Source organism: Labilibaculum sp. (assembly GCF_041595635.1).
Lineage (GTDB): Bacteria > Bacteroidota > Bacteroidia > Bacteroidales > Marinifilaceae > Labilibaculum.
The window spans coordinates 1-26,266 of sequence record NZ_JBFHJW010000031.1 but is presented as its reverse complement, the minus strand read 5'-3'; the positions used below and the strand labels follow the sequence as shown (position 1 = coordinate 26,266).

At 36.5% G+C, this 26,266-nt stretch carries 37 protein-coding genes; 31 read left to right on the top strand and 6 right to left on the bottom strand.

The window, feature by feature from the left end; translation table 11 throughout:
• Positions 1 to 11: 11 nt before the first annotated feature.
• Positions 12 to 626, bottom strand: coding sequence for a nucleotide exchange factor GrpE (locus tag ABYT26_RS10315; protein ID WP_372753537.1), 615 nt, complete (start codon positions 624 to 626; stop codon positions 12 to 14).
• Between the two features lie 244 nt (positions 627 to 870).
• Between ABYT26_RS10315 and ABYT26_RS10310 the strand changes: the two genes are divergently transcribed.
• Positions 871 to 1,320 (top strand): STAS/SEC14 domain-containing protein, encoded by a 450-nt coding sequence (locus ABYT26_RS10310; RefSeq protein ID WP_372753535.1) that lies wholly within the window; start codon positions 871 to 873, stop codon positions 1,318 to 1,320.
• Positions 1,321 to 1,362: 42 nt separating this feature from the next.
• Here the strand turns inward: ABYT26_RS10310 and ABYT26_RS10305 are convergent, their stop codons facing one another.
• The 4 genes from ABYT26_RS10305 to ABYT26_RS10290 all read right to left on the bottom strand — a co-directional run bounded on the left by ABYT26_RS10305 (position 1,363) and on the right by ABYT26_RS10290 (position 6,637).
• The gene (locus ABYT26_RS10305) at positions 1,363 to 1,911 is read right to left on the bottom strand and encodes a TlpA family protein disulfide reductase (protein ID WP_372753533.1); all 549 of its coding nucleotides are present in this window, start codon (positions 1,909 to 1,911) and stop codon (positions 1,363 to 1,365) included.
• Positions 1,912 to 1,992: 81 nt separating this feature from the next.
• Positions 1,993 to 3,303 (bottom strand): UDP-N-acetylglucosamine 1-carboxyvinyltransferase, encoded by a 1,311-nt coding sequence (gene murA, locus ABYT26_RS10300; RefSeq protein WP_372753531.1) that lies wholly within the window; start codon positions 3,301 to 3,303, stop codon positions 1,993 to 1,995.
• Positions 3,304 to 3,418: 115 nt separating this feature from the next.
• On the bottom strand, positions 3,419 to 4,057 hold the full coding sequence (locus ABYT26_RS10295; RefSeq protein ID WP_372753528.1) for a DUF4290 domain-containing protein: 639 nt from the start codon (positions 4,055 to 4,057) through the stop codon (positions 3,419 to 3,421).
• Between the two features lie 261 nt (positions 4,058 to 4,318).
• Positions 4,319 to 6,637 (bottom strand): ATP-dependent helicase, encoded by a 2,319-nt coding sequence (locus tag ABYT26_RS10290; RefSeq protein ID WP_372753526.1) that lies wholly within the window; start codon positions 6,635 to 6,637, stop codon positions 4,319 to 4,321.
• 353 nt (positions 6,638 to 6,990) lie between these two features.
• On the opposite strand from ABYT26_RS10290, the gene ABYT26_RS10285 reads away from it, so the two are divergent.
• On the top strand, positions 6,991 to 8,253 hold the full coding sequence (locus tag ABYT26_RS10285) for a gliding motility-associated C-terminal domain-containing protein (RefSeq protein WP_372753524.1): 1,263 nt from the start codon (positions 6,991 to 6,993) through the stop codon (positions 8,251 to 8,253).
• 60 nt (positions 8,254 to 8,313) lie between these two features.
• Here ABYT26_RS10285 and ABYT26_RS10280 read toward each other — a convergent pair whose 3' ends face one another.
• Positions 8,314 to 10,470 carry an elongation factor G gene (locus tag ABYT26_RS10280; RefSeq protein WP_372753522.1) on the bottom strand — a complete coding sequence of 719 codons (2,157 nt, stop codon included), beginning with the start codon at positions 10,468 to 10,470 and terminating at the stop codon, positions 8,314 to 8,316.
• 406 nt (positions 10,471 to 10,876) lie between these two features.
• Between ABYT26_RS10280 and rpsL the strand changes: the two genes are divergently transcribed.
• The 29 genes from rpsL (at position 10,877) to rpsM (ending at position 26,194) form a co-directional block, all read left to right on the top strand.
• Entirely contained in the window at positions 10,877 to 11,257 is a 381-nt protein-coding gene (gene rpsL / locus ABYT26_RS10275; RefSeq protein WP_101259654.1) for a 30S ribosomal protein S12, read from the top strand.
• A gap of 129 nt (positions 11,258 to 11,386) precedes the next feature.
• Entirely contained in the window at positions 11,387 to 11,863 is a 477-nt protein-coding gene (gene rpsG / locus ABYT26_RS10270; protein ID WP_372753520.1) for a 30S ribosomal protein S7, read from the top strand.
• A 25-nt stretch (positions 11,864 to 11,888) separates the two neighbouring features.
• Positions 11,889 to 14,003 carry an elongation factor G gene (gene fusA, locus ABYT26_RS10265; RefSeq protein WP_372753518.1) on the top strand — a complete coding sequence of 705 codons (2,115 nt, stop codon included), beginning with the start codon at positions 11,889 to 11,891 and terminating at the stop codon, positions 14,001 to 14,003.
• A gap of 25 nt (positions 14,004 to 14,028) precedes the next feature.
• The gene (rpsJ, locus tag ABYT26_RS10260) at positions 14,029 to 14,334 is read left to right on the top strand and encodes a 30S ribosomal protein S10 (RefSeq protein WP_372753516.1); all 306 of its coding nucleotides are present in this window, start codon (positions 14,029 to 14,031) and stop codon (positions 14,332 to 14,334) included.
• 36 nt (positions 14,335 to 14,370) lie between these two features.
• Positions 14,371 to 14,988, top strand: a complete 618-nt coding sequence (rplC, locus tag ABYT26_RS10255) for a 50S ribosomal protein L3 (protein ID WP_372753514.1) — start codon at positions 14,371 to 14,373, stop codon at positions 14,986 to 14,988.
• The gene (gene rplD / locus ABYT26_RS10250) at positions 14,988 to 15,620 is read left to right on the top strand and encodes a 50S ribosomal protein L4 (RefSeq protein ID WP_372753512.1); all 633 of its coding nucleotides are present in this window, start codon (positions 14,988 to 14,990) and stop codon (positions 15,618 to 15,620) included. The genes rplC and rplD overlap by 1 nt, the downstream gene beginning before the upstream one ends.
• 9 nt (positions 15,621 to 15,629) lie before the next feature.
• Positions 15,630 to 15,920 carry a 50S ribosomal protein L23 gene (gene rplW / locus ABYT26_RS10245; protein WP_372753510.1) on the top strand — a complete coding sequence of 97 codons (291 nt, stop codon included), beginning with the start codon at positions 15,630 to 15,632 and terminating at the stop codon, positions 15,918 to 15,920.
• 7 nt (positions 15,921 to 15,927) lie between these two features.
• Complete coding sequence (gene rplB / locus ABYT26_RS10240; protein ID WP_372753508.1) at positions 15,928 to 16,752, top strand: 50S ribosomal protein L2; 825 nt, start codon at positions 15,928 to 15,930, stop codon at positions 16,750 to 16,752.
• A gap of 18 nt (positions 16,753 to 16,770) precedes the next feature.
• Complete coding sequence (gene rpsS / locus ABYT26_RS10235; RefSeq protein ID WP_101308159.1) at positions 16,771 to 17,040, top strand: 30S ribosomal protein S19; 270 nt, start codon at positions 16,771 to 16,773, stop codon at positions 17,038 to 17,040.
• A 40-nt stretch (positions 17,041 to 17,080) separates the two neighbouring features.
• Complete coding sequence (gene rplV / locus ABYT26_RS10230) at positions 17,081 to 17,500, top strand: 50S ribosomal protein L22 (RefSeq protein ID WP_372753506.1); 420 nt, start codon at positions 17,081 to 17,083, stop codon at positions 17,498 to 17,500.
• A gap of 5 nt (positions 17,501 to 17,505) precedes the next feature.
• Positions 17,506 to 18,216, top strand: a complete 711-nt coding sequence (gene rpsC / locus ABYT26_RS10225; protein WP_372753504.1) for a 30S ribosomal protein S3 — start codon at positions 17,506 to 17,508, stop codon at positions 18,214 to 18,216.
• A gap of 26 nt (positions 18,217 to 18,242) precedes the next feature.
• Positions 18,243 to 18,674, top strand: a complete 432-nt coding sequence (rplP, locus tag ABYT26_RS10220) for a 50S ribosomal protein L16 (protein ID WP_101308161.1) — start codon at positions 18,243 to 18,245, stop codon at positions 18,672 to 18,674.
• 2 nt (positions 18,675 to 18,676) lie between these two features.
• A complete protein-coding gene (gene rpmC, locus ABYT26_RS10215; protein WP_372753501.1) occupies positions 18,677 to 18,874 on the top strand; it encodes a 50S ribosomal protein L29 in 198 nt (65 codons plus the stop codon).
• A gap of 4 nt (positions 18,875 to 18,878) precedes the next feature.
• On the top strand, positions 18,879 to 19,136 hold the full coding sequence (rpsQ, locus tag ABYT26_RS10210) for a 30S ribosomal protein S17 (RefSeq protein WP_370877216.1): 258 nt from the start codon (positions 18,879 to 18,881) through the stop codon (positions 19,134 to 19,136).
• Between the two features lie 2 nt (positions 19,137 to 19,138).
• Positions 19,139 to 19,504: a 50S ribosomal protein L14 gene (rplN, locus tag ABYT26_RS10205; protein ID WP_372753499.1), complete on the top strand. Its 366-nt coding sequence runs from the start codon at positions 19,139 to 19,141 to the stop codon at positions 19,502 to 19,504.
• Between the two features lie 19 nt (positions 19,505 to 19,523).
• Positions 19,524 to 19,847: a 50S ribosomal protein L24 gene (gene rplX, locus ABYT26_RS10200; protein WP_372753497.1), complete on the top strand. Its 324-nt coding sequence runs from the start codon at positions 19,524 to 19,526 to the stop codon at positions 19,845 to 19,847.
• Positions 19,847 to 20,401, top strand: a complete 555-nt coding sequence (gene rplE / locus ABYT26_RS10195) for a 50S ribosomal protein L5 (protein ID WP_372753495.1) — start codon at positions 19,847 to 19,849, stop codon at positions 20,399 to 20,401. Before rplX ends, rplE begins: the two co-directional genes overlap by 1 nt.
• A gap of 4 nt (positions 20,402 to 20,405) precedes the next feature.
• Positions 20,406 to 20,675: a 30S ribosomal protein S14 gene (gene rpsN, locus ABYT26_RS10190; protein WP_372753493.1), complete on the top strand. Its 270-nt coding sequence runs from the start codon at positions 20,406 to 20,408 to the stop codon at positions 20,673 to 20,675.
• Between the two features lie 73 nt (positions 20,676 to 20,748).
• A complete protein-coding gene (gene rpsH, locus ABYT26_RS10185) occupies positions 20,749 to 21,144 on the top strand; it encodes a 30S ribosomal protein S8 (RefSeq protein WP_372753491.1) in 396 nt (131 codons plus the stop codon).
• A gap of 15 nt (positions 21,145 to 21,159) precedes the next feature.
• Positions 21,160 to 21,714: a 50S ribosomal protein L6 gene (gene rplF, locus ABYT26_RS10180; RefSeq protein ID WP_372753489.1), complete on the top strand. Its 555-nt coding sequence runs from the start codon at positions 21,160 to 21,162 to the stop codon at positions 21,712 to 21,714.
• Between the two features lie 19 nt (positions 21,715 to 21,733).
• Positions 21,734 to 22,090, top strand: coding sequence for a 50S ribosomal protein L18 (gene rplR, locus ABYT26_RS10175; RefSeq protein ID WP_372753488.1), 357 nt, complete (start codon positions 21,734 to 21,736; stop codon positions 22,088 to 22,090).
• A 5-nt stretch (positions 22,091 to 22,095) separates the two neighbouring features.
• Positions 22,096 to 22,608, top strand: coding sequence for a 30S ribosomal protein S5 (gene rpsE / locus ABYT26_RS10170; RefSeq protein ID WP_372753486.1), 513 nt, complete (start codon positions 22,096 to 22,098; stop codon positions 22,606 to 22,608).
• Between the two features lie 11 nt (positions 22,609 to 22,619).
• Positions 22,620 to 22,796 carry a 50S ribosomal protein L30 gene (gene rpmD / locus ABYT26_RS10165; RefSeq protein WP_372753484.1) on the top strand — a complete coding sequence of 59 codons (177 nt, stop codon included), beginning with the start codon at positions 22,620 to 22,622 and terminating at the stop codon, positions 22,794 to 22,796.
• Positions 22,797 to 22,825: 29 nt separating this feature from the next.
• Positions 22,826 to 23,272 (top strand): 50S ribosomal protein L15, encoded by a 447-nt coding sequence (gene rplO / locus ABYT26_RS10160; protein WP_372753482.1) that lies wholly within the window; start codon positions 22,826 to 22,828, stop codon positions 23,270 to 23,272.
• A gap of 8 nt (positions 23,273 to 23,280) precedes the next feature.
• The gene (secY, locus tag ABYT26_RS10155; RefSeq protein ID WP_372753480.1) at positions 23,281 to 24,624 is read left to right on the top strand and encodes a preprotein translocase subunit SecY; all 1,344 of its coding nucleotides are present in this window, start codon (positions 23,281 to 23,283) and stop codon (positions 24,622 to 24,624) included.
• Positions 24,625 to 24,645: 21 nt separating this feature from the next.
• Positions 24,646 to 25,413 (top strand): type I methionyl aminopeptidase, encoded by a 768-nt coding sequence (map, locus tag ABYT26_RS10150; RefSeq protein ID WP_372753478.1) that lies wholly within the window; start codon positions 24,646 to 24,648, stop codon positions 25,411 to 25,413.
• Between the two features lie 17 nt (positions 25,414 to 25,430).
• Positions 25,431 to 25,652, top strand: coding sequence for a translation initiation factor IF-1 (gene infA / locus ABYT26_RS10145; RefSeq protein WP_054714084.1), 222 nt, complete (start codon positions 25,431 to 25,433; stop codon positions 25,650 to 25,652).
• A gap of 11 nt (positions 25,653 to 25,663) precedes the next feature.
• Positions 25,664 to 25,780: a type B 50S ribosomal protein L36 gene (gene ykgO, locus ABYT26_RS10140; RefSeq protein ID WP_054714088.1), complete on the top strand. Its 117-nt coding sequence runs from the start codon at positions 25,664 to 25,666 to the stop codon at positions 25,778 to 25,780.
• 36 nt (positions 25,781 to 25,816) lie between these two features.
• Positions 25,817 to 26,194 (top strand): 30S ribosomal protein S13, encoded by a 378-nt coding sequence (gene rpsM / locus ABYT26_RS10135; protein ID WP_372753475.1) that lies wholly within the window; start codon positions 25,817 to 25,819, stop codon positions 26,192 to 26,194.
• Positions 26,195 to 26,266 lie beyond the last annotated feature (72 nt).

Below are 26,266 nucleotides of genomic sequence, written 5' to 3'. Positions count from 1 at the left end.
TTTAGAATTACTTATTCTCCAACAACAACTTTGGCAAAACGAATAACTTTGTCGTTTAGGAAATATCCTTTTTCAACGCAGTCTACAACTTTTCCTTTTTGTTCCTCAGTGGGAGCGGGTATTTTTGTAATTGCTTCGTGGATGTCGGTATCAAATAGTTGGTCTACCGCTTCAATTTCTTTTACCCCATTTTGCGCAACAAAATCTTTAAAATTAGAATAAATTAAATGAACACCTTCTTTTATGGCATCAATATCTTTGGTCGAATCAATAGATTGTAAAGCACGTTCGAAATTGTCCATAACAGGAAGAATATTCACTAAAATCTTTTCTCCTGCCGATTTGGTCAATTCCATCTTCTCTTTCAAGGTTCTTTTGCGGTAGTTGTCAAATTCAGCTGACAAACGTACATATTTGTCACTAATGTCCTGAAGTTTAAGTCCTAACTCTTCCAATTCATCGGCTTTACTTTCTTTAGCAGATTTCTTGTTTTTTTTGCTTTCTTGCTTTTCTTCAGCCTTCGAATTTTCCTTTTCGTGGCTTTCTTCTACTTTCTGGTTTTCAGTAGCTTCAATATCCTTTTCTTCCAATTTTTCTTTTTTTGATTTGCTTTTATCTTTCGTCATTTTTCAATGATTTATATCGTTCGGATTTTTTTAACGGGCTTTAAATTACAAATAGTTTGCCAATGTACTAGATTCCGCCAAATTGGCACAAAGATAGAATTTGTAAGTGTAATTATTTCCATTTTATTATTATTTCAATCATTTGAGGTATAAATAAATACTTCGCAATGGAATTTATTAGACCATAGTTAATTGCTTTAAATAACATAAACTTTACTATATTTATATGCTAAATGAAATTAGAATGGAAGTAGTAATTGATAACAATGAGTTTTGTATCCGTTTGTATCAAAATGTAGCCTATTTAAAAGTCACAGGGATACAGGATGAATCTGGTGCCGATTTTTTTGAAAAAACCGTTGATGAGGTGATTGAGGAATATTCGCATGATCGTTTTGCTGCCTTGTGCGATTTAACTGAGTTGATTTTACCTGAGCCTTCTGTTTCTAAGCAAGTTAATAACGCTATTCTAAAGCTTTCGAGCAGAATAAATGTAGAATGTATCGCCATAATTATGCAACCTAAGTTTCTTCAGATTATTCAAGCTTATTTGTTTTCTTTTTATTTGAAAAATATATCTGTGAAGACAAAGATATTTCAAGATAAAGATAAGGCTATTGATTGGCTTACTGATTTTGGTTATCAGCTTACAGAAATAGAATCTTTTTTAAAGATAAAAGAAAAAGCCGACTAATGCGATGCATAAGTCAGCTTTAAAATTATTTTAAGTGCATTACTACTTGTTTTTATAGTATTGAAGAACCAATTCCAATTTTTCACCTCTTAAGTTTTTGGCAAGAATCACGCCATTTCCGTCAATTAAGAAATTAGAGGGAATGGATCGTATTCCAAATTTGTTGGAAATTGGTGAATGCCATCCTTTCAATTCACTAACGTGGTATTTCCAGGCAAGTTTGTCTTTGGCGATGGCAGCTTTCCAATTGGCTTGTTTGGTATCTAAAGAAAAACTGTAAACGGTAAATCCGTTTCCATTCTTAAACTCGGCATTCTTATATTTATTGTATGTTTCAACAATATGTGGGTTTTCGGCTCTACAAGGAGGACACCAAGAAGCCCAAAAATCAACCAGAACTAATTTGCCTTCTAGCGAACTTAGTTTTAAATCTTTTCCTTCAATCGATTTTGCAATAATATTTGGTAATCTGTCTCCAACCTCGAAGCCTTCGTTTGGTTCTTTTCCTTCAGCGGGATTTGCGGTGCTGGCAAAAGCTGATACTGATAGAAGAAAAGAGAAGAATATCAATGCTACTTTTATTTTTTTCATAATTCAATGTTTTATCTGTTATTAACTATTTTGATGCTACTAAATTAAGTAGATATCTTTGTTTAAGGTGTTAATAAATAGTTAATTGCTTATTCTTTTGATGTTTGCACCAATTGCATTCAGTCTTAGGTCAATGTTTTCGTAACCTCTGTCAATCTGGTCTATATTGTGAATAGTACTTTTCCCCTCAGCCGAAAGAGCTGCGATTAAAAGGGCAACTCCTGCTCGAATATCTGGAGAAACCATTGTGGTTGGCCGCAATTTCTGTTCGTTGTTTAAACCAATAACAGTTGCTCTGTGTGGATCACATAGAATAATTTGTGCACCCATATCAATTAATTTATCTGTAAAGAACAAACGACTTTCAAACATTTTTTGATGAATGAGTACACTTCCTTTGGCTTGGGTTGCTACCACCAAAAAAATGCTTAGTAAATCGGGGGTAAGTCCAGGCCAGGGAGCATCGGCAATGGTAAGAATCGATCCATCTATAAAGGTTTCAATTTGGTAGTTCTTCTGTTTCGGAATGTAAATATCATCGCCTCTCAATTCCATTTTAATTCCCAGTCGTTTAAATGCACTAGGAATCATTCCCAATTCGTTGTAGGCAACGTCTTTTATGGTTATTTCCGATTTTGTCATTACCGCTAAGCCGATGAAACTGCCAATTTCAATCATGTCGGGAAGAATTCTATGTTCGCAGCCATGCAAGCTTTCAACACCGTCAACAATCAAGAGATTGGAGCCTACACCACTAATTTTTGCGCCCATCGAAATCAGCATTTTACACAATTGCTGTATGTAAGGTTCGCAGGCAGCATTGTAAATTGTAGTGGTTCCTTCGGCCATAACCGCGGTCATAATAATATTGGCAGTTCCGGTTACCGATGCTTCATCGAGTAATAAATAGGTTCCTTTTAAATGTTCTGCTTCTACGCGATAGAAATTTTCACCTGGATTAAAGTTGAATTTCGCACCTAGTTTTTGAAAGCCTAGGAAGTGTGTGTCCAAACGTCTTCGTCCTATTTTATCGCCGCCAGGTCGTGGAATATATCCTTTGCCAAAACGAGCTAAAAGGGGACCAATTATCATGATTGAGCCTCGTAAGGAGGATCCTTTACTTGCAAATTCTGGAGAGTTTAGGTAATCTAAATTTATATTTTTTGCCTGAAAAGAGTAGGAATTTTTAGCTTCTTGTGTGACATGCACTCCAAGTTCTGAAAGTAATTCGATTAATTTATTAACATCAAGAATGTTAGGGATATTATGAATGCTTACCTTTTCTTTGGTTAAAAGAGTGGCACATAAAATCTGAAGAGCTTCATTTTTTGCTCCTTGAGGAATTAACTCTCCTTGTAACGATTTGCCACCAATAATCTCAAAAGTACTCATGGGTTATATGTTTTGTTGTATTCGGTCTTAAAGATAATTATAAAAAACATGTAAGATGGAGAAAGTAAGATTGGTTTCAGCATAAAAAAAACCGGTTGGGAACCGGTTTTTATATTTATGATCTTGGTTTGTTGTATTTTCGATGATCGTTTTTATCATTCCGATCTGAACGGGGATTTTTCTTTTTTTTGTTTTTCTGTGTGTATTCCCTTTCTCTAACTTCGGTTAGTTTGAATCGCTCCGGAATTTCAAGTTGTCCTTTTGATAACTCAGTAATATCTTTAAATATTTTTTCGTCGGGCACACTGTCTTTGTTCCAATTAAGGAAGGATTTCTTCATGTGATTGGCAATCATTAAAAGAAGAGCCTCTTTTTCTTTCGGATCTTCAATCTCAATTGCTTTGGCAATTAATGCTTCAACAGTTCTACCGTAGTGACGATACCTAATTCTTTTATTGCTGTAGGGAAGTCGCTCGGGTTTCTCAGCCAACTTTTCTTTTGTAGGAGCTTCGTAAGGAGAGTCTATGTCTAAAATAAAATCGGACATAATAGCTAAGTGATCCCAAAGTTTGTGTCTAAAATCACTAACATCTCGAAGGTGAGGATACATATTCCCCATAATGGCAATAATACTTTTTGCCACACGATTTCTTTCGTCTTTGTCCTCAACGGTTAGGGCGAAATCTACCATTTTGTGAACGTTTCGTCCATATTCAGGAAGAATCAGATGCTTCCTGCTAGAATTATAATCCATTTATTTTGTTCTTGTTTTTTATCTGGTAATAAACATTTTAATACGAAGGGCTATATGGCTAATTTGTAACGCAAGGGCTCTACGAAAAATGAAGATAGTTATCTATATAATTTGTGAAGCTAAGATTTCATAGATTTTACGATATGAAGTAGAAAAGAACTTTAAATAAATTGTTTTTTATATTTAAAACAATTGCAGAAAATCTTAGAACTCATGACAAATGTAACAGATTTCTTCTTTCAATACAAATAGTTAGGGTTTTTATCCAACAATTTTAAGCTTAGCGAATTTTAGGAGTAATTGTTTTTGTCCAACATTCTGAAAAAATACGGTTGCTTTTATATTGGGTTTGCTTCCTTCTATTTGCAAAACCTTGCCTTTCCCAAAGCGTTGATGCTCGACAATCATACCCGATTGAATTTGATCGGGATGAGATGGCGTAAAGTTAGCATCGTTTGTTTGACTTGTACCTATTCTGTTACGAGTGATGGGTTGTTTTAGTTTTGGTTTGGATGAAAAAGATTGTTTTGTTTGAAATTTTTTCGGGTGGCTTACAATTTCAGAATCTGTACTGCTCTGGTAGTTACTGCCTAGTGCTCCCGAGAAATCGGGTTCTTTTTCATATTGAAAATCGGTAAACTGATCGTCAATTTCCTTAATAAACCGACTAGGGCGAGGATAACTAATGTTTCCCCATTTGTATCTCGATTTTGCAAACGATAAGTTTACTTTTGTTTCTGCTCGGGTTAATGCTACGTAGAATAATCGGCGTTCTTCTTCCAGATCTTGGGAGGTACTAGTAGCCATTTGCGAGGGGAATAAATCTTCTTCGAGCCCAACAATGTAAAGATGTGGAAATTCCAGTCCTTTGGCTGAGTGTATGGTCATTAGAGTGATTTTGTTTCGATCTTCATCCTTGTCGCTATCCTGATCAGTTAAAAGAGCAACATCTTCCAAATAATTGGCCAATTGTAATTCTTTACCTTCCTCCAAAGCATTTTGGGTAAATTCTTGAATCGCATTTAAAAGTTCCTGTATGTTTTCATGTCTGGAAACTCCTTCTGGCGATCGGTCGTTATATAGTTCCTGCACAATTCCAGTACTTTTTGCAACGTAATTGGCCAGATCAATCGCCGATTCAGAAGCTTGTTTTTGCTGAAAATCACGAATTAAAGTCGCAAATCTGCTTAGTTTCGAAATGGTTCCCGAATTAATTCCATAAGGTCTTTGTTGCAGGCCAGCAATTACCTCCCAAATACTAGAGCCATTTTCTATTGCTGCATTTTGAAGTTTATTAACGGTTGTATCGCCAATTCCTCTTTTGGGGTAGTTAATTACTCTTTTAATAGCTTCTTCATCGTTTGGGTTCACCGTCAGGCGGAAATAGGAAAGTAAATCTTTAATTTCTTTTCTCTGATAGAACGACAGACCGCCGTAAATCTTGTAAGGCAGGTTTAATTTGCGCAAGGATTCCTCAAAAATCCTCGATTGTGCGTTGGTGCGATATAGAATTGCGAAGTCTTGATATTGCAATTGATTTCGCATTCTTTCCTCGTAAATTGAGTTGGCAACAATATAACCCTCTTCGTGATCGGTGAGTGCTTTTACAACCCGAATTTTATCACCTTCCTCATTTTCTGAAAAAGAATTTTTTTGAATTTGTTCTTTGTTTTTATGGATTACGCTATTCGCAGCGTTCACAATATTTTGAGTCGATCGGTAATTTTGCTCTAGTTTGTATAGCTTGTAATTGGGGTAATCGTTTTTAAAGTTTAGAATGTTCTCAATTTTCGCTCCACGAAATGAGTAGATGCTTTGAGCATCATCGCCAACCACGCAAACATTCTTATGATTTTCGGCCAGTTTTTTAACAATTAGATATTGTGAGTAGTTGGTATCCTGATACTCATCTACTAAAATGTATTTAAATTTATCTTGATACTTGGCTAGTATTTCGGGTTTGGTTTTAAAAAGGATATTTGTTTGCAATAGCAGATCATCAAAATCCATGGCATTGGCTTGCCTGCATCGTAAACTGTACTTTTTATAGATTTCAAAAATGAGTGGGCGTCTGTTGCTTGAGTCAATTTTTTGAATGTTGGTATTTTGAGCGTATGCATTGGCTGTTACCAAATTATTTTTAGCCGACGAAATACGATTTAAAACTTCATTGGCTTTGTAGGTCTTGTCGTCTAGTTGCATTTCGCGAATAATGGCACGAAGTAAATTTCGTGAATCCTGAGTATCGTAAATGGTAAAATTGGAGTCAAAACCTAGGTGTTCTGCTTCATATCGTAGAATTTTCGAGAATATAGAATGAAAAGTTCCCATCCATAGCGATTGAGATTGCTGTGGTCCTACAAGGTTGCCAATTCGCTCTTTCATTTCCCGAGCCGCTTTGTTTGTAAAGGTTAAAGCCAAAATGGAGTATGCAGGAATGTGCTGATTTAAAAGGTGTGCAATTCGGTAGGTTAAAACACGGGTTTTGCCCGATCCAGCTCCAGCGATAACTAGTGAGGCTCCATTTATATTTTCAACGGCTTCACGTTGTACCGGATTTAACTCATTTAAATATTCCATTCTTTTTCAATCAGTTTTCAATTATTTTGCAGCTCAAAATTAATATTTGAAAGGTAATTTTAGGCCATTTATTCAAAATTAGTCTAGAATAAAATTTCAATTTGTTATTTATTGTGGTGATATTCAGATGTTTTGCTTTTGGAGTTCTACTACCTGTTACTAACTCGTTTTATAGGCAACTTAACTCATAACATGTGTTTTGCCAATAAAGATAATTGTTTAATTGTAGAAAAAACGGCTTTATTTTTTTAATATTGTAGATCTAGACATATCATAAAACTATTCAGAATAGCAAGATGAAAATACGGTTCAGCTTACTCCACTCAAAGAAATTTTTTCGCTTATCACTTTTTGTGATATTTGTATTCTTATCGAGTCCACTTTTCTCGCAAATAACTGCAGGTAATGCTAGTTATACAACTACAACTCAGTATTCTACCTCTTCTCAGGACGAAATCTATGTTTTTTGTGATGAAATTGGGACAGGTGTTGGTGAGCTTACAGCTACTCCTACCGATGGCTCGTCGGGATGGACCTTTAATTGGACAAAATGGAATTCTAGCTCTTCATCCTTCTCGACTTCGGTTTCCTCTTTAGATACCTCTACAGAATCGTTATTGACAAACTTGCAGGATGGTTTGTATCGTGTTGAGGCAAGTAATGGTACTGATTCTTTCGAAGATCAAGCTTGGGTTTTGAATAATAGCAATTCACAGCCTACTTTAACACTCAGTTCGATGGATTGTGTTGGCTTGTATTTTTATGCCTCTTTTGCACCTTTGCAATTGCAATATTTTGATATTCCTTCTGCTACTCTGTTAGATGTATCAACAGAAGGATCGTATACTTTTACCTTATTGCGAAATGGAGAAGAACTGGATCATTTAAGCTTATCCAATTACGATGGAAGTAGTAAAAGTTTTGTGGATGATGAGGCTTTTGAGGATGAAAAATCTTATACCATGCGCGTTACCGACCCGTATTCTTGTAGTTTTATTTCGGAGAGTGTTACTTCATCTACCTATGTGGTTGAGGCAGGTTTTTCAATTGATCCAATGGATGGAGAAGCTCCTTTGGAGGTTGAGTTTGAAAATGAATCAGTAAATGCTGATGATTTTGAATGGTACCTTTACCAGGATTTTGATCGTATTGAAGATGCAACCGAACTAGCGGACAGTCTTCTTGTGGATGATATAGTAACAGATGAGGATCCTGTTGCCTATACTTATGAACATCCTGGATATTACTACGTGAAGTTGATTGTTTCTTCTGATAAAGGTCCCGAAACGTGTATCGACGAGTATACACTAATAGAGCCGGTTGAAGTAGATACATCTTTAGTACAGGTTCCTAATGTTTTTACCCCTAATGGCGACGGTCAGAATGACGAATTTAAAGTAAAATCTCAATCTTTAAAAAGTTTTAAAGCCACCATTTTTAATCGGTGGGGAAGAGTTGTGTATTCTTCGCAAAATCCCGACGAAGGATGGAATGGAAAAGTGAATGGGAAATTGGCAACACCAGGAACGTATTTTTATGTAATTAAAGCAACAGGAGAGGAAGAGGAAAAAAAGACATATACCAAAAAGGGCTCGTTTATGCTGATTCGTAATTGAGTTGTAAAGATGGTTTTATAGATACGATAAAGGCCTCGCAAGAGGCCTTTATCTTTTTATTTATACTTCAGCTGCCTCTTCTTGGTAGCTTTCCAGTAACTCATGCTGAATTTCACTAGGTACTTTTTCGTAGCTGTCAAACTTCATAGTGAATTGAGCTCTTCCGCCTGTAAGCGAACTTAATTTAGTTGAGTATTTGTTCATTTCTTTTAAGGGAACTTTGGCAATTATTTTTTGGAATCCTTTTTCGGCTTCCATACCCATAATCATGGCGCGTCGTGTTTGTAGATCACTCATTACATCGCCCATTCTATCTTCGGGGGCTAAAATTTCGATAAGATATATTGGTTCCAGTATTTTAGGGCCAGCATTTTTAAAGGCAGCACTAAATGCATGCCTGCCAGCAAGTCTAAACGAAATTTCATTGGAATCTACAGCGTGCATCTTACCATCATACACAACTACGCGAATGTCTCGTGCATAGGATCCAGTAAGTGGTCCTTCGTCCATTTTCTCCATAATCCCTTTTTGGATGGCAGGAAGAAAACGAGTATCAATAGCTCCTCCTACTATACAGTTGCAGAAAACCAATTTTCCACCCCAATTAAGTTCGATAACTTCGGTTCCACGTAAGTTAACTTTTGTTTCTTTTCCATTGATTTTATACATTACAGGATCTGGCATTCCTTCTGTGTATGGTTCTATTATCATATGTACTTCACCAAATTGTCCTGAACCACCTGATTGTTTTTTGTGGCGGTAATCCGCTTGTGCAATTTTTGTAATGGTTTCGCGATAAGGTATTTTAGGTTTTAAAAATTCGATTTCAATATTGTCGTTGTGGCTCAGTCTCCATTTTAAAGTGTTTAAGTGGAATTCTCCCTGTCCGTGTAAAATAATTTGCTTTAGTTCTTTAGAGTATTCTATAAGTATTGTGGGATCTTCTTCGTGCATTCTATGCAGTAATTCACCGAGCTTTTCATCATCCGAATCGTCTTTTGCCCTTACTGCAGTTCTATATTTTGGTTCTGGAAATTTAATGCTTTTGTATACAAAATCACAATCCTTATCGTTTAAGGTGTGATTGTTTTTTGTGTTTTTCAATTTTACAGTTGCTCCTATATCACCAGCAAGAAGTTCTGTTACTCGTTCCCTGTTTCTTCCTGCAATGATATATAGTTGAGAGACTCTTTCTTTAATTTTGTTGTTTATATTGATTAAATCGTCCCCTTCTTTAACTCTGCCCGATATAACTTTAAAGTAGCTAACTTCCCCAATGTGTGGCTCAATCGATGTTTTAAATACAAAAATGGAGGTTGGAGCATTGGGATCACATTTTGCTTCTCGTCCGCTAATTGTTGGTATGGCAGGCATTTCGGTTACGAAAGGAACAATGTTTCCTATAAATTCCATGAGTCGACGAGTTCCCATGTCTTTTTTTGCTGAAATGCAAAATACAGGAAAGAAATCACAAGCAATCATTCCTTTTTTCATCCCTTCTCGCATCTCGTCCTCTGTTAAAGTTCCTTTGTCGAAATATAATTCCATTAAGGCTTCATCATTCTCTGCTGCTGATTCAACAAGTTCGTTGTGAAGCTGGTTGGCTTTGTTAATTTCGGTGTCCGGGATGTCTAAGATTTCTGGTTCTCCGCCATTGGGTCCCCATTGGTACAATTTCATTTTAAGTACATCGACAACGGCATTGAAATTTACGCCAACGTTTACGGGATATTGCACAATTGTAATTTTATTCCCAAAATTTATTTTAGCTGTTTCAATACACAATTCAAAATTAGCCTTGTCATGATCTAGTTGGTTAATAACAAAAATAAGAGGTTTGTGTAAGGAGGCTGCTCTTCGACCAATTATTTCGGTTCCAACTTCTACTCCATTCTGAGCATTTATTAACATTAAGCCTGTATCAACAACATTAAGAGCTGAAATTACACCTCCTGAGAAATCATCAGCTCCAGGACTATCTATGAAATTAATTTTTTTTCCCAGCCACTCAGTATAAAGAACAGTAGAGAATACTGAGCTTTTGTACTCATGTTCTACCGGATTGTAATCAGAAACGGTGTTATTATCTTCCACGTTTCCGCGTCTTGTAATAACACCGCCTTCAAACAGCATTGCTTCAGCCAAGGTAGTTTTACCCGAGCCCGCATTACCAATGAGGGCGATGTTTTTAATTTCGTTTGATTGATACACTTTCATAAGGGTATTTTTTTGGGTTAAAAAATAAATTAACTGTGTAAAAGTTCGAACAACTTCCTGAATAATTAATAAGCCTTCGTAAATTAGTTAACTTTTAAGTTAGATGCAATATGCATAGTGCAGTAATTGAGGATGGAAACTGATGTGAAAGATAAAATTTGATCGTGATTTTGTCAGAAATCCTTTTGTTTAGGCCGAAAAACAAGGCGCTTTTCCCAGGAAACTTTAACAGCTTATTTTTTTGAAAGAGAATTACTTGTGTTTTTTAAAGGCTTTTCCTACCTTTGTGCGCTGATTCCAAGGGGTTTTTGTAAAAACAAACAGATGGATGCCCGTTTTTATAAAAATATTGATACCTTTGCAATCCAAATTGTTAAAAATATTTAATTAAAAAGTAATTGTTAATATGCCTACAATTCAACAGTTAGTTAGAAAAGGAAGAACCAAGCTTATCGATAAAAGCAAGGCTCCGGCATTGGATTCTTGTCCACAAAGGAGAGGGGTTTGTGTTCGTGTGTATACGACTACACCTAAGAAGCCTAACTCGGCTATGCGTAAAGTAGCTCGTGTTAGATTGACTAACGGAAAAGAAGTGAATGCTTACATTCCAGGAGAAGGACATAATTTACAAGAACACTCAATCGTATTGATTCGTGGTGGTCGTGTAAAAGATCTTCCAGGTGTAAGATATCACCTTGTTCGTGGTGCTCTGGATGCTTCAGGGGTAGAAGGTCGTAAACAACGCCGTTCTAAGTATGGTACTAAGAGACCAAAAGCTAAAAAGTAATTAATTCTAGTTTCAAAAACTATGGGTTAATGTTTATGTGTTGTTCTCTATTAAGTTGAGTAAATGATCGTGAGATTTTTGAAGACTGAACCAGGCAGCTACAACGGATAACTCGTAAACTGAGAAAAAATGAGAAAGTCAAGACCAAAAAAAAGGATTTTATTGCCAGACCCAAAATTTAATGATGTTTTGGTGACAAGATTCGTGAATGACTTAATGGTTGATGGAAAGAAAAATCTTTCTTTCAAAGTGTTTTATGATGCTTTGGATATCGTTAAGGCAAAAACAGAAAAGCTTGAAAAATCTCCTTTGGAGATCTGGAAAAAAGCTTTAGAAAATATTACTCCATTAGTTGAGGTGAAAAGCCGACGCGTAGGTGGAGCTACCTTCCAAGTTCCTACAGAGATTCGTCCTGAAAGAAAAGTGTCTATTGCTATTAAAAGTATGATACTTTATGCCCGTAAAAGATCTGGTAAATCTATGGCTGAAAAATTGGCTGCTGAAATTGTTGGCGGTTACAATGAAGAGGGTGGAGCTTACAAGAAAAAAGAAGATACACATAGAATGGCCGAAGCTAACCGTGCTTTTGCTCACTTTAGATTTTAGTAATCGTTAACTGATTCTTAAAGAAATGGCAAAAAGAGATTTAAAATTCACCAGGAATGTTGGTATTATGGCACACATTGATGCCGGTAAGACAACTACCACAGAGCGTATTTTGTACTATACTGGAGTTTCTCACAAAATTGGTGAGGTGCATGATGGTGCTGCTACAATGGACTGGATGGAACAAGAGCAAGAGCGAGGTATTACAATTACTTCTGCTGCAACTACATGTTTCTGGAACTACAATAGCGATAAATATCAAGTTAATATTATTGATACCCCAGGTCACGTTGATTTTACTGTAGAGGTAGAACGTTCGTTACGTGTTTTGGATGGTGCTGTTGCATGTTTCTGTGCGGTAGGTGGTGTTGAGGCACAATCTGAAACAGTTTGGAGACAAGCTGATAAATATAAAGTACCACGTATGGGTTTTGTGAATAAGATGGACCGTTCTGGTGCTGACTTTTTCAAAGCTGTTCGTGAGGTTAAAGAGAAATTAGGAGCTAATCCTATTCCTATTCAAATTCCTATCGGATCTGAAGAAAGCTTTAAAGGTGTGGTTGATTTGATCGCTATGAAAGCTGTTATTTGGTACGATGATGAGAATGGAACTAATTATACCTTGGAAGAAATTCCAGATTATTTAGTTGCTGATGCAAAAGAGTGGAGAGAAAAATTAGTTGAAGCTGTAGCTGAACAAGATGAAGAGCTTTTAGAGCGCTTCTTTGAAGATCCAGATTCAATTACTGAGGACGAAATGATTGCGGTTATACGTAAAGCTACCATTGGTATGCATATCGTTCCAATGTTGTGTGGTTCTGCATTTAAAAATAAAGGTGTTCAACGTTTGTTGGATGCGATGATTGCTTACTTGCCATCTCCTCTAGATATTGAAGCTATTACAGGTGTAGATCCTGAAAATGATGAAATCGTTTCAAGACAACCTTCAGTAGATGAGCCATTGGCTGCATTGGCATTTAAAATTGCAACCGATCCATTTGTAGGTCGTTTAGCATTTACCCGTGTATATTCGGGTTCTATTGATGCTGGTTCTTACGTTTATAATGTTCGAACAGGTAATAAAGAACGTATTTCTCGTTTGTACCAAATGCATTCAAATAAGCAAAATGCAATTGATAGAGTGGAAGCAGGAGATATTTGTGCATGTGTAGGATTTAAAGATATTCGTACAGGTGATACATTGTGTCAAAAAGAAACTCCTATCGAACTTGAATCAATGGATTTCCCGGATCCAGTTATCGGTATTGCTGTTGAGCCATTGACTCAAAAAGATGTTGATAAAATGGGTATGGCTTTAGCTAAATTGGCTGAGGAAGATCCAACATTCCAGGTTAAGACTGACGAAGAATCAGGACAAACAGTAATTAGTGGTATGGGTGAACTTCACTTGGATATCATTATTGACCGTTTGAAACGTGAATTTAAAGTAGAATGTAATCAGGGAGCACCTCAGGTTGCTTACAAGGAAGCAATTACAGGTACTGTTAATCACCGTCAAGTGTTCAAAAAGCAGTCTGGTGGTCGTGGTAAATTTGCTGATATCATTTTCAACTTATCTCCTGTGGATGCTGATTTTGAAGGTGAAGGATTGCAGTTTGTTGATAAGGTTAAGGGGGGTAACATTCCTAAGGAATTTATTCCATCTGTACAGAAAGGCTTTGTTGAAGCAATGAAAAATGGTGTTTTGGCAGGTTATACTGTTGATACATTAAAAATTGAATTGCTTGACGGATCTTTCCACCCAGTAGATTCAGATCAGCTTTCTTTTGAATTGGCGGCTAAGCAAGGTTTCAGAGAAGCTTGTGCTAAGGCAGGACCAGTTCTACTTGAGCCTATCATGAAAATTGAGGTTATTACTCCTGAAGAATATATGGGAGATATTATTGGTGACTTGAATAAGCGTAGAGGTCAGATTGAAGGCATGGAGTCTAAACACGGTGCTCGTGTTGTTGATGCTATGGTTCCATTGTCAGAACAATTCGGATATGTTACTATTTTGAGAACCTTATCCTCTGGTCGTGCAAATTCTTCTATGGAATTTGATCACTTTGCTGAGGTGCCAAAAGGTATTGCAAAAGAAGTGGTTGAGAAAGCCAAGGGTAAAGTTGAATTACTATAGTTTATATCGTATAATATTAGAAAATATGAGCCAAAAAATTAGAATAAAACTGAAATCTTACGATCACAACTTAGTTGATAACTCAGCTGAGAAAATCGTAAAGACAGTTAAGGCTACAGGTGCAGTGGTTAGTGGTCCTATTCCACTTCCAACTCACAAAAGAATTTTTACCGTTCTTCGTTCAACTTTTGTGAACAAGAAATCAAGAGAGCAGTTTCAGCTTTCTTCTTTCAAACGCTTAATTGATATTTACAGTTCTACTGCAAATACAATTGATGCACTTATGAAACTAGAGTTGCCTAGTGGAGTAGAAGTAGAGATTAAAGTTTGATAAACTGTTAGATTTATTTTTAAAAAAATAAAGAAAATGCCAGGATTAATTGGAAAAAAAATCGGAATGACTTCCGTTTACAGTGCCGAGGGAAAAAATATTCCATGCACTGTCATTGAGGCAGGTCCATGTGTTGTAACCCAGATCAAAACAGTTGATACTGATGGTTATGAAGCACTTCAGTTGGCTTTTGACGAAAAGAAAGAAAAGCGAACAACGAAGGCGCTAGATGGGCACTTTAAAAAGGCAAATACCAGCCCTAAGAAAAAACTAGTTGAATTCAGCGATTTTGATGCTGAATACAAATTAGGAGATGTTATTACCGTTGATATTATGAAAGAATCTGCTTTTGTAGATGTAACAGGAATATCTAAAGGTAAAGGATTTCAAGGGGTAGTGAAACGTCATGGTTTTGGCGGAGTAGGTGGACAAACTCACGGTCAACATAACCGTTTGCGTGCTCCTGGTTCTATTGGTGCTGCATCGTATCCAGCCAGAGTATTTAAAGGCATGAGAATGGCCGGACGTACAGGCGGAGACACTGTGAAGGTTGAAAACCTTCAGGTTCTTAAGGTAATTCCTGAGAACAATTTATTATTAGTTAAAGGATCTCTTCCAGGGTCTAAAGGTTCATATGTAATTATTGAAAAGTAATGGAATTAGCAATTTTAAATACATCTGGAGAAGATACGGGCAGAAAAATTGAGTTGAATGACTCGGTTTTTGCAATAGAGCCAAACGATCATGCAATTTACTTAGACGTTAAGCAATACTTAGCGAACCAACGCCAGGGAACTCACAAATCGAAAGAAAGAGCTGAGATCTCAGGTAGTACTAAGAAAATTAAGAAGCAAAAAGGTACTGGTACAGCTCGTGCGGGTAGCATTAAATCGCCTGTATTCAGAGGGGGAGGACGAGTATTCGGTCCACGTCCAAGAAACTATAGTTTCAAATTGAATAAAAAATTAAAACAATTAGCACGTAAATCAGCTTTGTCATTAAAAGCTAAAAATGACGGCTTGTTGGTTATTGAAGATTTCAGTTTTGACGCTATAAAGACAAAAAGTTTTGTTGAACTTCAAAATAACTTGAAAGTATCTGATAAAAAAGTACTTTTAGTGCTAACTGAAGACAATAAAAACATATATTTGTCTTCTCGTAATTTGAAGAATGTTGAAGTTGTACGTGTTTCTGACCTTGCAACTTACGATATTATGAAAGCTTCAACTTTGTTATTTGTAGAGAGCTCAGTAAAAGGGCTCGATGAAATGTTTAAACTAAATTAAGTTTAAAAGATGGAAATTTTAATCAAGCCGATCGTTACTGAGAAAATGACAGCCCAAAGCGAAAAGTTAAATTGCTTTGGTTTTGTTGTGGATCGCAGAGCAAAGAAGATCGAAATTAAAAAGGCGGTAGAGTCAATGTACAACGTTAAAGTAGCGGCTGTTAATACCATGAATTATCAAGGTAAAAAGAAAAGTCGTTTTACTAAGGCTGGTGCAATTGAAGGAAGAACTGCTTCTTTTAAGAAAGCGATCATAACTTTAGTTGAAGGTGATAAAATAGATTTTTATAGCAATATTTAATTAGAAAATGGCTGTACGTAAATTAAGACCTGTAACCCCTGGTCAAAGACATAAGATTCTTAATACCTTTGAGCAGGTTACTACAGACAAACCTGAAAAATCATTGTTAAGACCAATGAAAAAAACTGGTGGTAGAAATAACTCCGGTAAGATGACAATGAGATATATAGGTGGTGGTCACAAAAGAAGATATCGAGTTATTGATTTCAAAAGAGACAAAGATGGCGTTCCAGCCAATGTGGTTTCGATTGAGTACGATCCAAACCGTACTGCACGCATAGCTTTGCTAGTGTATGCTGACGGTGAGAAGCGTTACATCGTCGCACCAAACGGACTGGAAGTAGGTCAAACTTTGCTTTCTGGCGATAAAGTAGCTCCTGAAATCGGAAATTCAATGCCATTATCTGATATCCCATTAGGTACCATAGTTCATAATATTGAATTAAGACCCTCTCAAGGTGCAGTAATGGCTCGTAGCGCTGGTGCATATGCTCAACTCGTAGCACGAGAAGGCAAATATGCATCTATCAAATTACCTTCTGGTGAGGTTCGAATGATTCTTGTAACCTGTAAGGCTACTATTGGAGTTGTTTCGAATGCTGACCATGCGTTAGAAAGAAGTGGTAAAGCTGGTCGTACTCGATGGTTAGGAAGAAGACCAAGAGTTCGTGGTGTGGTTATGAATCCAGTTGATCACCCAATGGGTGGTGGTGAAGGTAAATCTTCAGGAGGACATCCACGTTCTAGAACAGGTGTTCTAGCTAAAGGTTTCAAAACCAGAGCTAAAAAGAATGCTTCTAATAGGTATATTGTTGAAAGAAGGAAAAAATAATTTGATAATTAAATTGTTATGAGTCGTTCATTAAAAAAAGGACCTTTTATCGATTTCAAACTGGAAAGACGAGTATTGGGACAAAACGAATCAGGGAAAAAAACTGTTGTTAAAACCTGGTCAAGACGTTCAATGATCTCTCCAGATTTCGTAGGTCATACGATCGCCGTTCACAACGGAAACAAATTCATTCCTGTTTATGTTACTGAAAACATGGTAGGACATAAATTAGGTGAATTTGCACCAACTCGTACTTTTAGAGGACATGCAGATAAGAAAAAACGATAAGCATGTCATTGGTTTTAATTAACATTTTGAATTTGTAAAAATGGGTGCAAGAAAAAGAATAAGAGCAAACCAAATAAAGGAGGAAAATAAGAGCAAAGCATTTGCTAGCTTGAAAAATGTTCCTACTTCACCTCGCAAAATGAGACTGGTTACCGATATGGTACGAGGTATGGAGGTGAACCGAGCTTTAGATGTACTTCGTTTCAGTCCGAAGGAAGCATCAAATCGCGTAGAAAAACTATTGCTTTCAGCTATTGCCAATTGGCAAGCTAAGAATGAGGGCCAAAGAATTGAGGAAAGCGCATTGTACGTTAAAGAAATTAGCGTAGATTCAGCGAGAATCCTTAAGCGTCTTAGACCAGCTCCTCAGGGAAGAGCACATAGAATTAAAAAGAGATCAAATCATGTAACTATATTGTTGGGCAGCAAAGTAGCTGAAGCCGATAGTACTAAAGAATAGTTAGAATGGGACAAAAAGTAAATCCAATTGGAAATAGACTAGGAATCATCAAAGGATGGGATTCTAACTGGTTTGGCGGAAAAAACTACGGCGATAAGCTTGTTGAAGATACCAAAATAAGAAAATACCTAAATGCTCGTTTAGCGAAGGCAAGTATTTCTAAAATCATTATCGAGAGAACTCTAAAGTTGATTACAATCACTGTAAACACTGCTCGTCCTGGTATTATTATCGGAAAAGGTGGTCAAGAGGTTGACAAATTGAAAGAAGAGTTAAAAAAGATTACTGACAAAGAAGTACAAATTAACATCTTTGAAATTAAGCGTCCCGAAATGGATGCTGTAATCGTTGCTAATAATATTGCTCGTCAAATCGAAGGTCGTATCGCCTATCGTCGTGCAATTAAGATGGCTGTTGCTTCTACTATGAGAATGGGTGCAGAGGGAGTTAAAATCCAAATTTCTGGTCGTTTGAATGGAGCTGAAATGGCTCGTTCTGAAATGTACAAGGAAGGACGTACTCCACTACATACCTTAAGAGCTGATATCGATTATTGTTTGGCCGAAGCGTTAACAACTTACGGTCTTCTTGGTATCAAAGTTTGGATCTGTAAAGGTGAAGTTTACGGTAAACGTGACTTAACCCCTAATGCCGGATTACGTGATGGCAGAGGTCCAAAAGGAAAAGGTGGTTTTAATAGAAGAAAAAAGAAGTAGTCTTTAAATTTTAAAGAATTAGTACGATGTTACAACCAAAAAGGACAAAATTTAGGAGACAACAAAAGGGACGAATCAAAGGGAATGCCGGTCGTGGTACAGAACTAGCATTTGGATCTTTTGGGATCAAATCACTTGAAACTAAGTGGATCACTGGTCGTCAAATTGAAGCTGCTCGTGTGGCAGTAACCCGATATATGCAAAGACAAGGTCAAATCTGGATCAGAATTTTTCCAGATAAGCCAATCACTAAGAAACCTGCAGAGGTTCGTATGGGTAAAGGTAAAGGTTCACCAGAAGGATTCGTTGCTCCTGTTTCACCAGGAAGAATGTTATTCGAATGCGAAGGAGTACCTTTCGAAGTTGCTAAAGAAGCATTGCGCTTAGCAGCTCAAAAGTTACCTGTTACTACCAAGTTTGTCGTAAGACGTGATTATGTTGAAAATTCAAATGATTAATCATGAAGAATTCAGAAATTAAAGAGTTAACAACACAGGAAATAGTAGAAAGGGTAGGTTCAGAAAAATCTACATTAACTCGATTCAAGCTAAATCACGCTATTTCACCTTTGGAAAATCCTTTGCAAATTAAGGTAACCCGACGTAACATTGCTAGACTTGTAACTGAGTTGCGTCACAGGCAATTAACTGAAAAGTAAACAAGTGATGGAAAGAAATCTTAGAAAAGAACGTATCGGGGTTGTGGTAAGCAATAAAATGGAGAAATCCATAACTATTGTTGTGCATACCAAAGAAAAGCACCCAATTTACGGCAAGTTTGTGAATAAGTCGAAGAAATTCACTGCTCACGACGAAGAAAACACCTGCAATGAAGGTGATACCGTAAAAATCATGGAAACCCGACCTATTAGTAAAAACAAGAGTTGGAGATTAGTTGAAATAATAGAAAGAGCTAAGTAAACATGATACAAACAGAAAGTAGACTAAATGTAGCTGATAACAGCGGAGCCAAAGAAGTTCTTTGTATTCGAGTGTTGGGCGGTACAAAAAAGCGTTATGCTTCTATCGGCGATAAAATCGTTGTTACCGTAAAAAATGCTATAGCCGGTTCCGACATGAAAAAGGGAACAGTAACAAAAGCGGTTGTTGTTCGCACCAAAAAAGAGATTAGAAGACCAGACGGATCCTATATTCGCTTCGATGATAACGCATGTGTATTATTGAATACAACTGGTGAAATGAGAGGAACCCGTATTTTTGGACCTGTTGCAAGAGAATTGCGAGATTCTGATATGAAGATCGTTTCTCTGGCACCAGAAGTTTTATAATCTTTGAAAACCTAGAACAATGCGAAAAAAGTTACATATTAAAAAAGGTGATACCGTTATTGTAAACTCAGGGGAATCTAAAGGTATGGAAGGTAAAGTATTAGAAGTATTAGTAGAAAAGCAACGAGCAATTGTTGAAGGAGCTAATATGATTTCTAAGCATACTAAACCTAATGCTGAAAATCCTCAGGGCGGTATTGTTAAGAAAGAAGCAGGAATTCACATTTCTAATTTGAATGTGAAAGACGCTTCAACCGGAAAGGCTACCAGAATTGGTAGACGTTTGGGTGACAACAATAAATTAGTTAGATACTCTAAAAAGTCAGGGGAGGAGATTAAGTAATGAGCTATATACCGACTCTTAAAAAACAATACACAGAAGAAGTTGTTCCTACTTTAATGAAGGAATTCAGCTACAAAACTGTGATGCAAGCACCAAAATTAACGAAGATAGTAATTAATCAAGGTGTTGGTTCGGCAATTGCTGACAAGAAAATTTTAGAATTTTCGGTAAACGAAATGACTTCAATTACTGGTCAAAAAGCAGTTCAAACTCTTTCTTCGAAAGATATTTCTAACTTTAAACTTCGTAAAGGTATGCCAGTTGGTACAACTGTTACCTTGCGTCGTGAGCGCATGTACGAATTTCTTGAGAAATTGGTTCGTGTTGCTTTGCCACGTATTCGTGACTTTAAAGGTATCAATGGAAAACTTGACGGTAGAGGAAACTATACTTTAGGTATCGAAGAGCAAATTATCTTCCCAGAGATTGTTTTGGATGAAATAAACAAAATTATGGGAATGAATATTACCTTCGTTACAACTGCGAATACCGATGAGGAAGCATTTGCTTTATTAAAGGAATTTGGGTTACCATTTAAAAATCTAAAAAAATAAGACGATGGCTAAAGAATCAATGAAAGCTCGCGAAGTAAAGCGTCAAAAACTAGTTGCAAAATACGCAGCAAAGAGAGCTCAACTTAAAGAGGAAGGCGATTATATCGCTCTTAGTCGTTTGCCAAAAAACTCTTCTCCAGTAAGATTGCACAACAGATGTAAACTAACTGGTCGTCCTAAAGGATACATGAGACAATTCGGTATTAGTCGTATCACTTTTCGTGAAATGGCTTCTTCTGGATTAATTCCTGGTGTAAAGAAGGCAAGTTGGTAACCAGATTAGTTTGTAAAAACAAGTTTTGTTAAATATTGTCCCGAGCAATCGGGATCAATTTAATTTATTTAAAATGACAGATCCAATAGCAGATTTTCTTACACGTCTAAGAAATGGGATTATGGCTAAGCACAAAGTGGTAGACATTCCTGCATCTAACGTGAAAAAAGAAATGACAAAAATTCTTAAGGATAAAGGTTATATCCTTAATTACAAATTTGTTGATGATGGCATTCAAGGAACTATTAAAATTGCCTTGAAATTCAATCCAGAAACAAAAATTTCTGCAATTAAAAATCTTAAAAGGGTTAGTAAACCTGGATTAAGAAAATATTGTGGAGCATCTGAATTACCACGTGTACTAAACGGTTTGGGAATTGCAATTCTCTCTACTTCTCAGGGAGTAATGACTGATAAGGAAGCTCGTCAGAAAAACGTTGGTGGCGAAATAATGTGTTACGTTTATTAATAAAGGAGGATAGAAATGTCACGAATTGGAAAATTACCTATCGATTTGCCTGCCGGAGTAAGCGTAACGGTGAATAAAGATAATTCAGTAACTGTTAAAGGACCTAAGGGTGAATTAACTCAACAAATTGATGTTGACATCAAAGTATCTGTAGAAGATAATACAGTTGTGTTGGAACGTCCATCAGAGCAAAAAAGACACAAAGCCATGCATGGTTTGTATCGCTCGTTGATGAACAACATGGTATTTGGTGTTACTGAAGGATATAAATTACAGCAAGAACTAGTTGGTGTAGGTTTCCGTGCCACTTCAAAAGGACAACTTTTGGAGTTAGCTTTAGGTTACTCTCACCTTATTCACTTGGAGATTGCTCCTGAGGTGAATGTAACTGCGGTAACAGAAAAGCGTGCTAACCCGATCATTACATTAGAAAGTTGTGACAAACAACTTATCGGTCAGGTTGCTGCTAAAATCAGATCATTCAGAAAACCTGAGCCATATAAAGGTAAAGGTGTTAAATTTGTTGGTGAACAGCTTAGAAGAAAAGCTGGTAAATCTGCGGGTAAATAATTTCTTAAAACAGTAAATTATGGCTTTAACTAAGCAAGATAGAAGACTTAGAATTAAAAGAAGAATTCGTAAGTCAATTGCTGGAACTGCTGAAAGACCTAGAATGTCAGTTTTTCGCTCTAACAAGCAGATTTCAGTACAAATTATTGATGATTTATCAGGAAAGACTATAGTTGCTGCTTCCTCTTTGATTAAAGATATCGCTGAGAAAACAACAACTAAGCTTGAACAAGCTGAGCTAGTAGGTCAAGCAATTGCTGAAAAAGCTGTTGCTGCCGGTATTACTAGTGTTGTATTCGATAGAAATGGTTATCTATACCATGGTAGAATTAAATCTTTAGCGGACGCTGCTCGTAATAGTGGCCTTAAATTTTAATAATTATGGCAGATAATAAGAATATAAAAACTAGCGATGCAGATCTTAAAGATAGGCTTGTTGCTATTAATCGAGTTACTAAAGTAACAAAAGGTGGTAGAACTTTTAGTTTTTCTGCAATTGTTGTGGTAGGAGACGAAAAAGGATTAGTAGGTTGGGGACTTGGTAAAGCAAACGAAGTAACTACAGCTATTTCTAAAGGTGTTGACGCAGCGAAGAAAAACTTGATCAAAGTTCCAGTTTATAAGGGAACAATACCTCATGAACAACTTTCAAGATTTGGTGGAGCTGAAGTTTTCCTTAAGCCTGCTTCTCATGGTACCGGAGTAAAAGCTGGTGGTGCGATGCGTGCAGTATTAGAGAGTGTTGGAGTAACTGATGTTTTGGCAAAGTCAAAAGGTTCATCAAACCCACATAACCTTGTGAAAGCAACTATTGGAGCATTAGCTGAATTAAGAGATGCTCATACCGTTGCCGAACACAGAGGTGTTTCATTAGATAAAGTGTTTAACGGTTAACAAATAAGGAAATGGCTAAGATTAAAATTACTCAGGTAAAGAGCAAAATTGGAAGCACTGATCGCCAAAAGAAAACCTTGGAAGCATTGGGATTAAACAAGATCAATGCAACTGTTGAACATGAAGCTACTCCTCAAATTAAGGGGATGGTAGTTAAGGTGCAACACCTTGTTTCCGTTGAAGAATAATCATTGTTAATATTTAGTATTAAATAGATATGGACTTAAGTAACTTAAAACCCGCACAAGGATCTGTTAAGAATTCGAAAAGAATAGGTCGCGGACAAGGATCTGGTAGAGGTGGTACTTCAACCAGAGGACATAAAGGTGCGAAGTCAAGATCTGGATACTCTAAAAAAGTTGGTTTCGAAGGTGGTCAAATGCCTTTACAACGAAGAGTTCCTAAGTTTGGATTTAAGAACATTAATAGAAAAGAATATAAAGCTATTAATGTTGAAGTTTTACAAGCCTTAGCAGAAAAGAATAACATTACTACAATCGACAAAGAAGTTTTGATAGCAGCTGGTATGATGTCAAAAAATGACAATGTTAAGATTTTAGGAAATGGAACTATTACTGCGAAGCTAGAAGTTAAAGCTCACGCATTCTCAAAATCGGCTATTGCAGCAATTGAAGCAGCCGAAGGAACAGTTGTTAAATTGTAAGTTTAGATATGAAAGGTTTAATAGAAACATTGAAGAACATCTGGAAGATTGAAGATTTAAGATCTAGAATCTTAACAACTTTCGGTCTTGTGTTAGTGTATCGTTTAGGTACTATGGTTGTTTTGCCAGGGGTAGACCCTGCACAGTTAGGCGCGTTAAAAACGCAAACTCAAGACGGAGTTTTGGGATTATTAGATATGTTTTCCGGAGGAGCATTTTCGAATGCATCAATCTTCGCATTAGGAATCATGCCTTATATCTCTGCTTCTATTGTAATTCAGTTAATGGGAATTGCGGTTCCATATTTTCAAAAATTGCAACGTGAGGGCGAAAGTGGTCGTCGAAAAATCAATCAAATTACAAGGTATCTAACAGTAATTATACTTGTACTTCAAGCACCTGGTTATCTATTAAACTTGCATTCACAACTACCTGAAGCAGCCTTTATTCTTAAAGGCACTCTATTTACAGTATCATCTGTGATGATTCTTGCAGCAGGATCGATGTTTATCATGTGGTTAGGGGAAAAAATTACCGATAAAGGAATCGGTAATGGTATTTCAATTATCATCATGATCGGTATTATTGCAAGATTACCATTCTCATTCTTCGCAGAATTACTTTCAAAAATTGAAGGGCAAGGAGGAGGACTAATTCTATTGGTTTTAGAAATCATTGTTTTATTCCTAGTTTTTGCAGCTACAATCTTGTTAGTTCAGGGAACCAGAAAGATACCTGTACAGTATGCAAAAAGAATCGTAGGAAACAAACAATATGGTGGGGTTCGCCAGTACATTCCTTTAAAAGTGAATGCTGCTGGTGTAATGCCGATCATTTTTGCGCAAGCAATTATGTTTTTGCCAATGGCGTTTGTTAACTATGCTAGTTCCGATGCGTTAACTGGAGTAGCAGCAGCTTTATCCAATTTCACTGGATTTTGGTACAATGCTCTTTTCTTTGTAATGATTGTATTATTCACTTATTTTTATACAGCAATTACAGTTAATCCAACGCAAATGGCTGAGGATATGAAAAAGAATGGCGGTTTTATTCCTGGTATAAAGCCTGGAAAAAAGACTATCGACTTTTTAGATACTGTTATGTCTCGCATTACTTTGCCAGGATCAATATTTTTAGGTCTAGTTGCAATTTTGCCTGCCTTTGCTATGATAGCTGGAGTGAATAATCAATTTGCACATTTTTATGGCGGTACTTCTTTATTGATTTTAGTAGGTGTTGTATTGGATACTTTACAACAAATTGAAAGTCATCTTTTGATGCGTCACTACGATGGATTGATGAAGTCTGGAAGAATAAAAGGTAAAACTCCGGGAGGAGCTGCGGCTTATTAAAATATTTTTGCTTTCTTTGCAGTGATTTTTTACAAAACCGAAGAGGAGATAGAATTGCTTAAATTAAGCAATGAGCTGGTGGCTAAGACTTTAGGTATTTTATCAAGAGAAATTGCCCCTGGTGTATCAACTTTACGCTTGGATAAAATTGCAGAGGAGTACATAAGAGACAATGGCGGTAAACCAGGGTTTCTGGGTTACGATGGATTCCCGAATACCTTGTGTGTTTCTATAAACAAACAAGTGGTTCACGGAATTCCATCTAGCTATGAGCTGAAACAAGGAGATATTGTTTCCTGCGATTGCGGTGTTTTAATGAATGGTTTTTATGGCGATTCATCATATACCTTTAGCGTGGGAACTGTTAACACTGAGGTTCAGCGACTGTTGAAGATTACTAAAGAAGCATTGTTTCTTGGAATAGAACAAGCTATCGAAGGTAATCATTTAGGCGACATAGGTTTTGCCATTCAAAAACATGCAGAACAGAATTCTTTTTCTGTTGTTCGAGAAATGGTAGGGCACGGAATTGGGAGAAATCTTCATGAAGATCCACAAGTTCCAAATTTTGGAAAAAGTGGACGTGGATTGAAATTGAGAGAAGGACTAGTCCTGGCAATTGAACCGATGTTGAATCTAGGTAAAAGAGATATTTACCAAGATGCTGATGGATGGGCAATTGTTACTGCTGACGGAAAACCTGCAGCACATTTTGAACATACCGTGGTAGTTCGAAAGGGAAAGGCTCAGATCTTATCCAATTTTGAATTTATTGAAGATATAAACTAATAAAATTTAATGAGCTTATGGCTAAACAGCCTTCAATAGAACAAGATGGTACAATTACCGAGGCATTATCTAATGCAATGTTTCGTGTAGAACTTGAAAATGGACATGTGATTACAGCTCACATTTCCGGTAAAATGAGAATGCACTACATTAAGATTTTACCTGGTGATAAGGTAAAGGTGGAAATGTCCCCTTATGATCTTACAAAAGGGCGCATTACTTTTAGATACAAAAATTAAATTTAATAATAATGAAAGTAAGAGCATCTGTAAAGAAACGTTCCGAAGATTGCAAAATCGTTAGAAGAAAAGGACGTTTGTATGTGATTAATAAAAAGAATCCTAAGTTCAAGCAACGTCAAGGATAATTTGTAAACTATTGTAATAGATAAATATTTTAATTTATGGCTAGAATTGTTGGAGTTGATTTGCCTCAAAATAAAAGAGGGATAATTAGCTTGACTTATATCTACGGTATCGGTAGAAGTGCTGCTCGTCAGATTTTAGACGAAGCAGGAGTTTCTCACGATAAGCAAGTAAAGGATTGGACTGATGATGAGTCTGGTCGTATTCGTCAAGCGATTAATGCTAATTTAAAAGTTGAGGGAGAATTACGTTCTTTAAATCAACTGAATATTAAGCGTTTGATGGATATTGGTTGTTACCGTGGTATTCGTCACCGTATTGGTTTGCCAGTACGTGGTCAGAGAACCAAAAACAACTCACGTACTAGAAAAGGTAAGAGAAAAACAGTTGCTAACAAGAAAAAAGCGACTAAATAATTGTTAAGTTATGGCAAAAAAGTCAGTATCAGTTAAAAAGAGGGTAGTAAAAATTGAACCTGTAGGACAGGC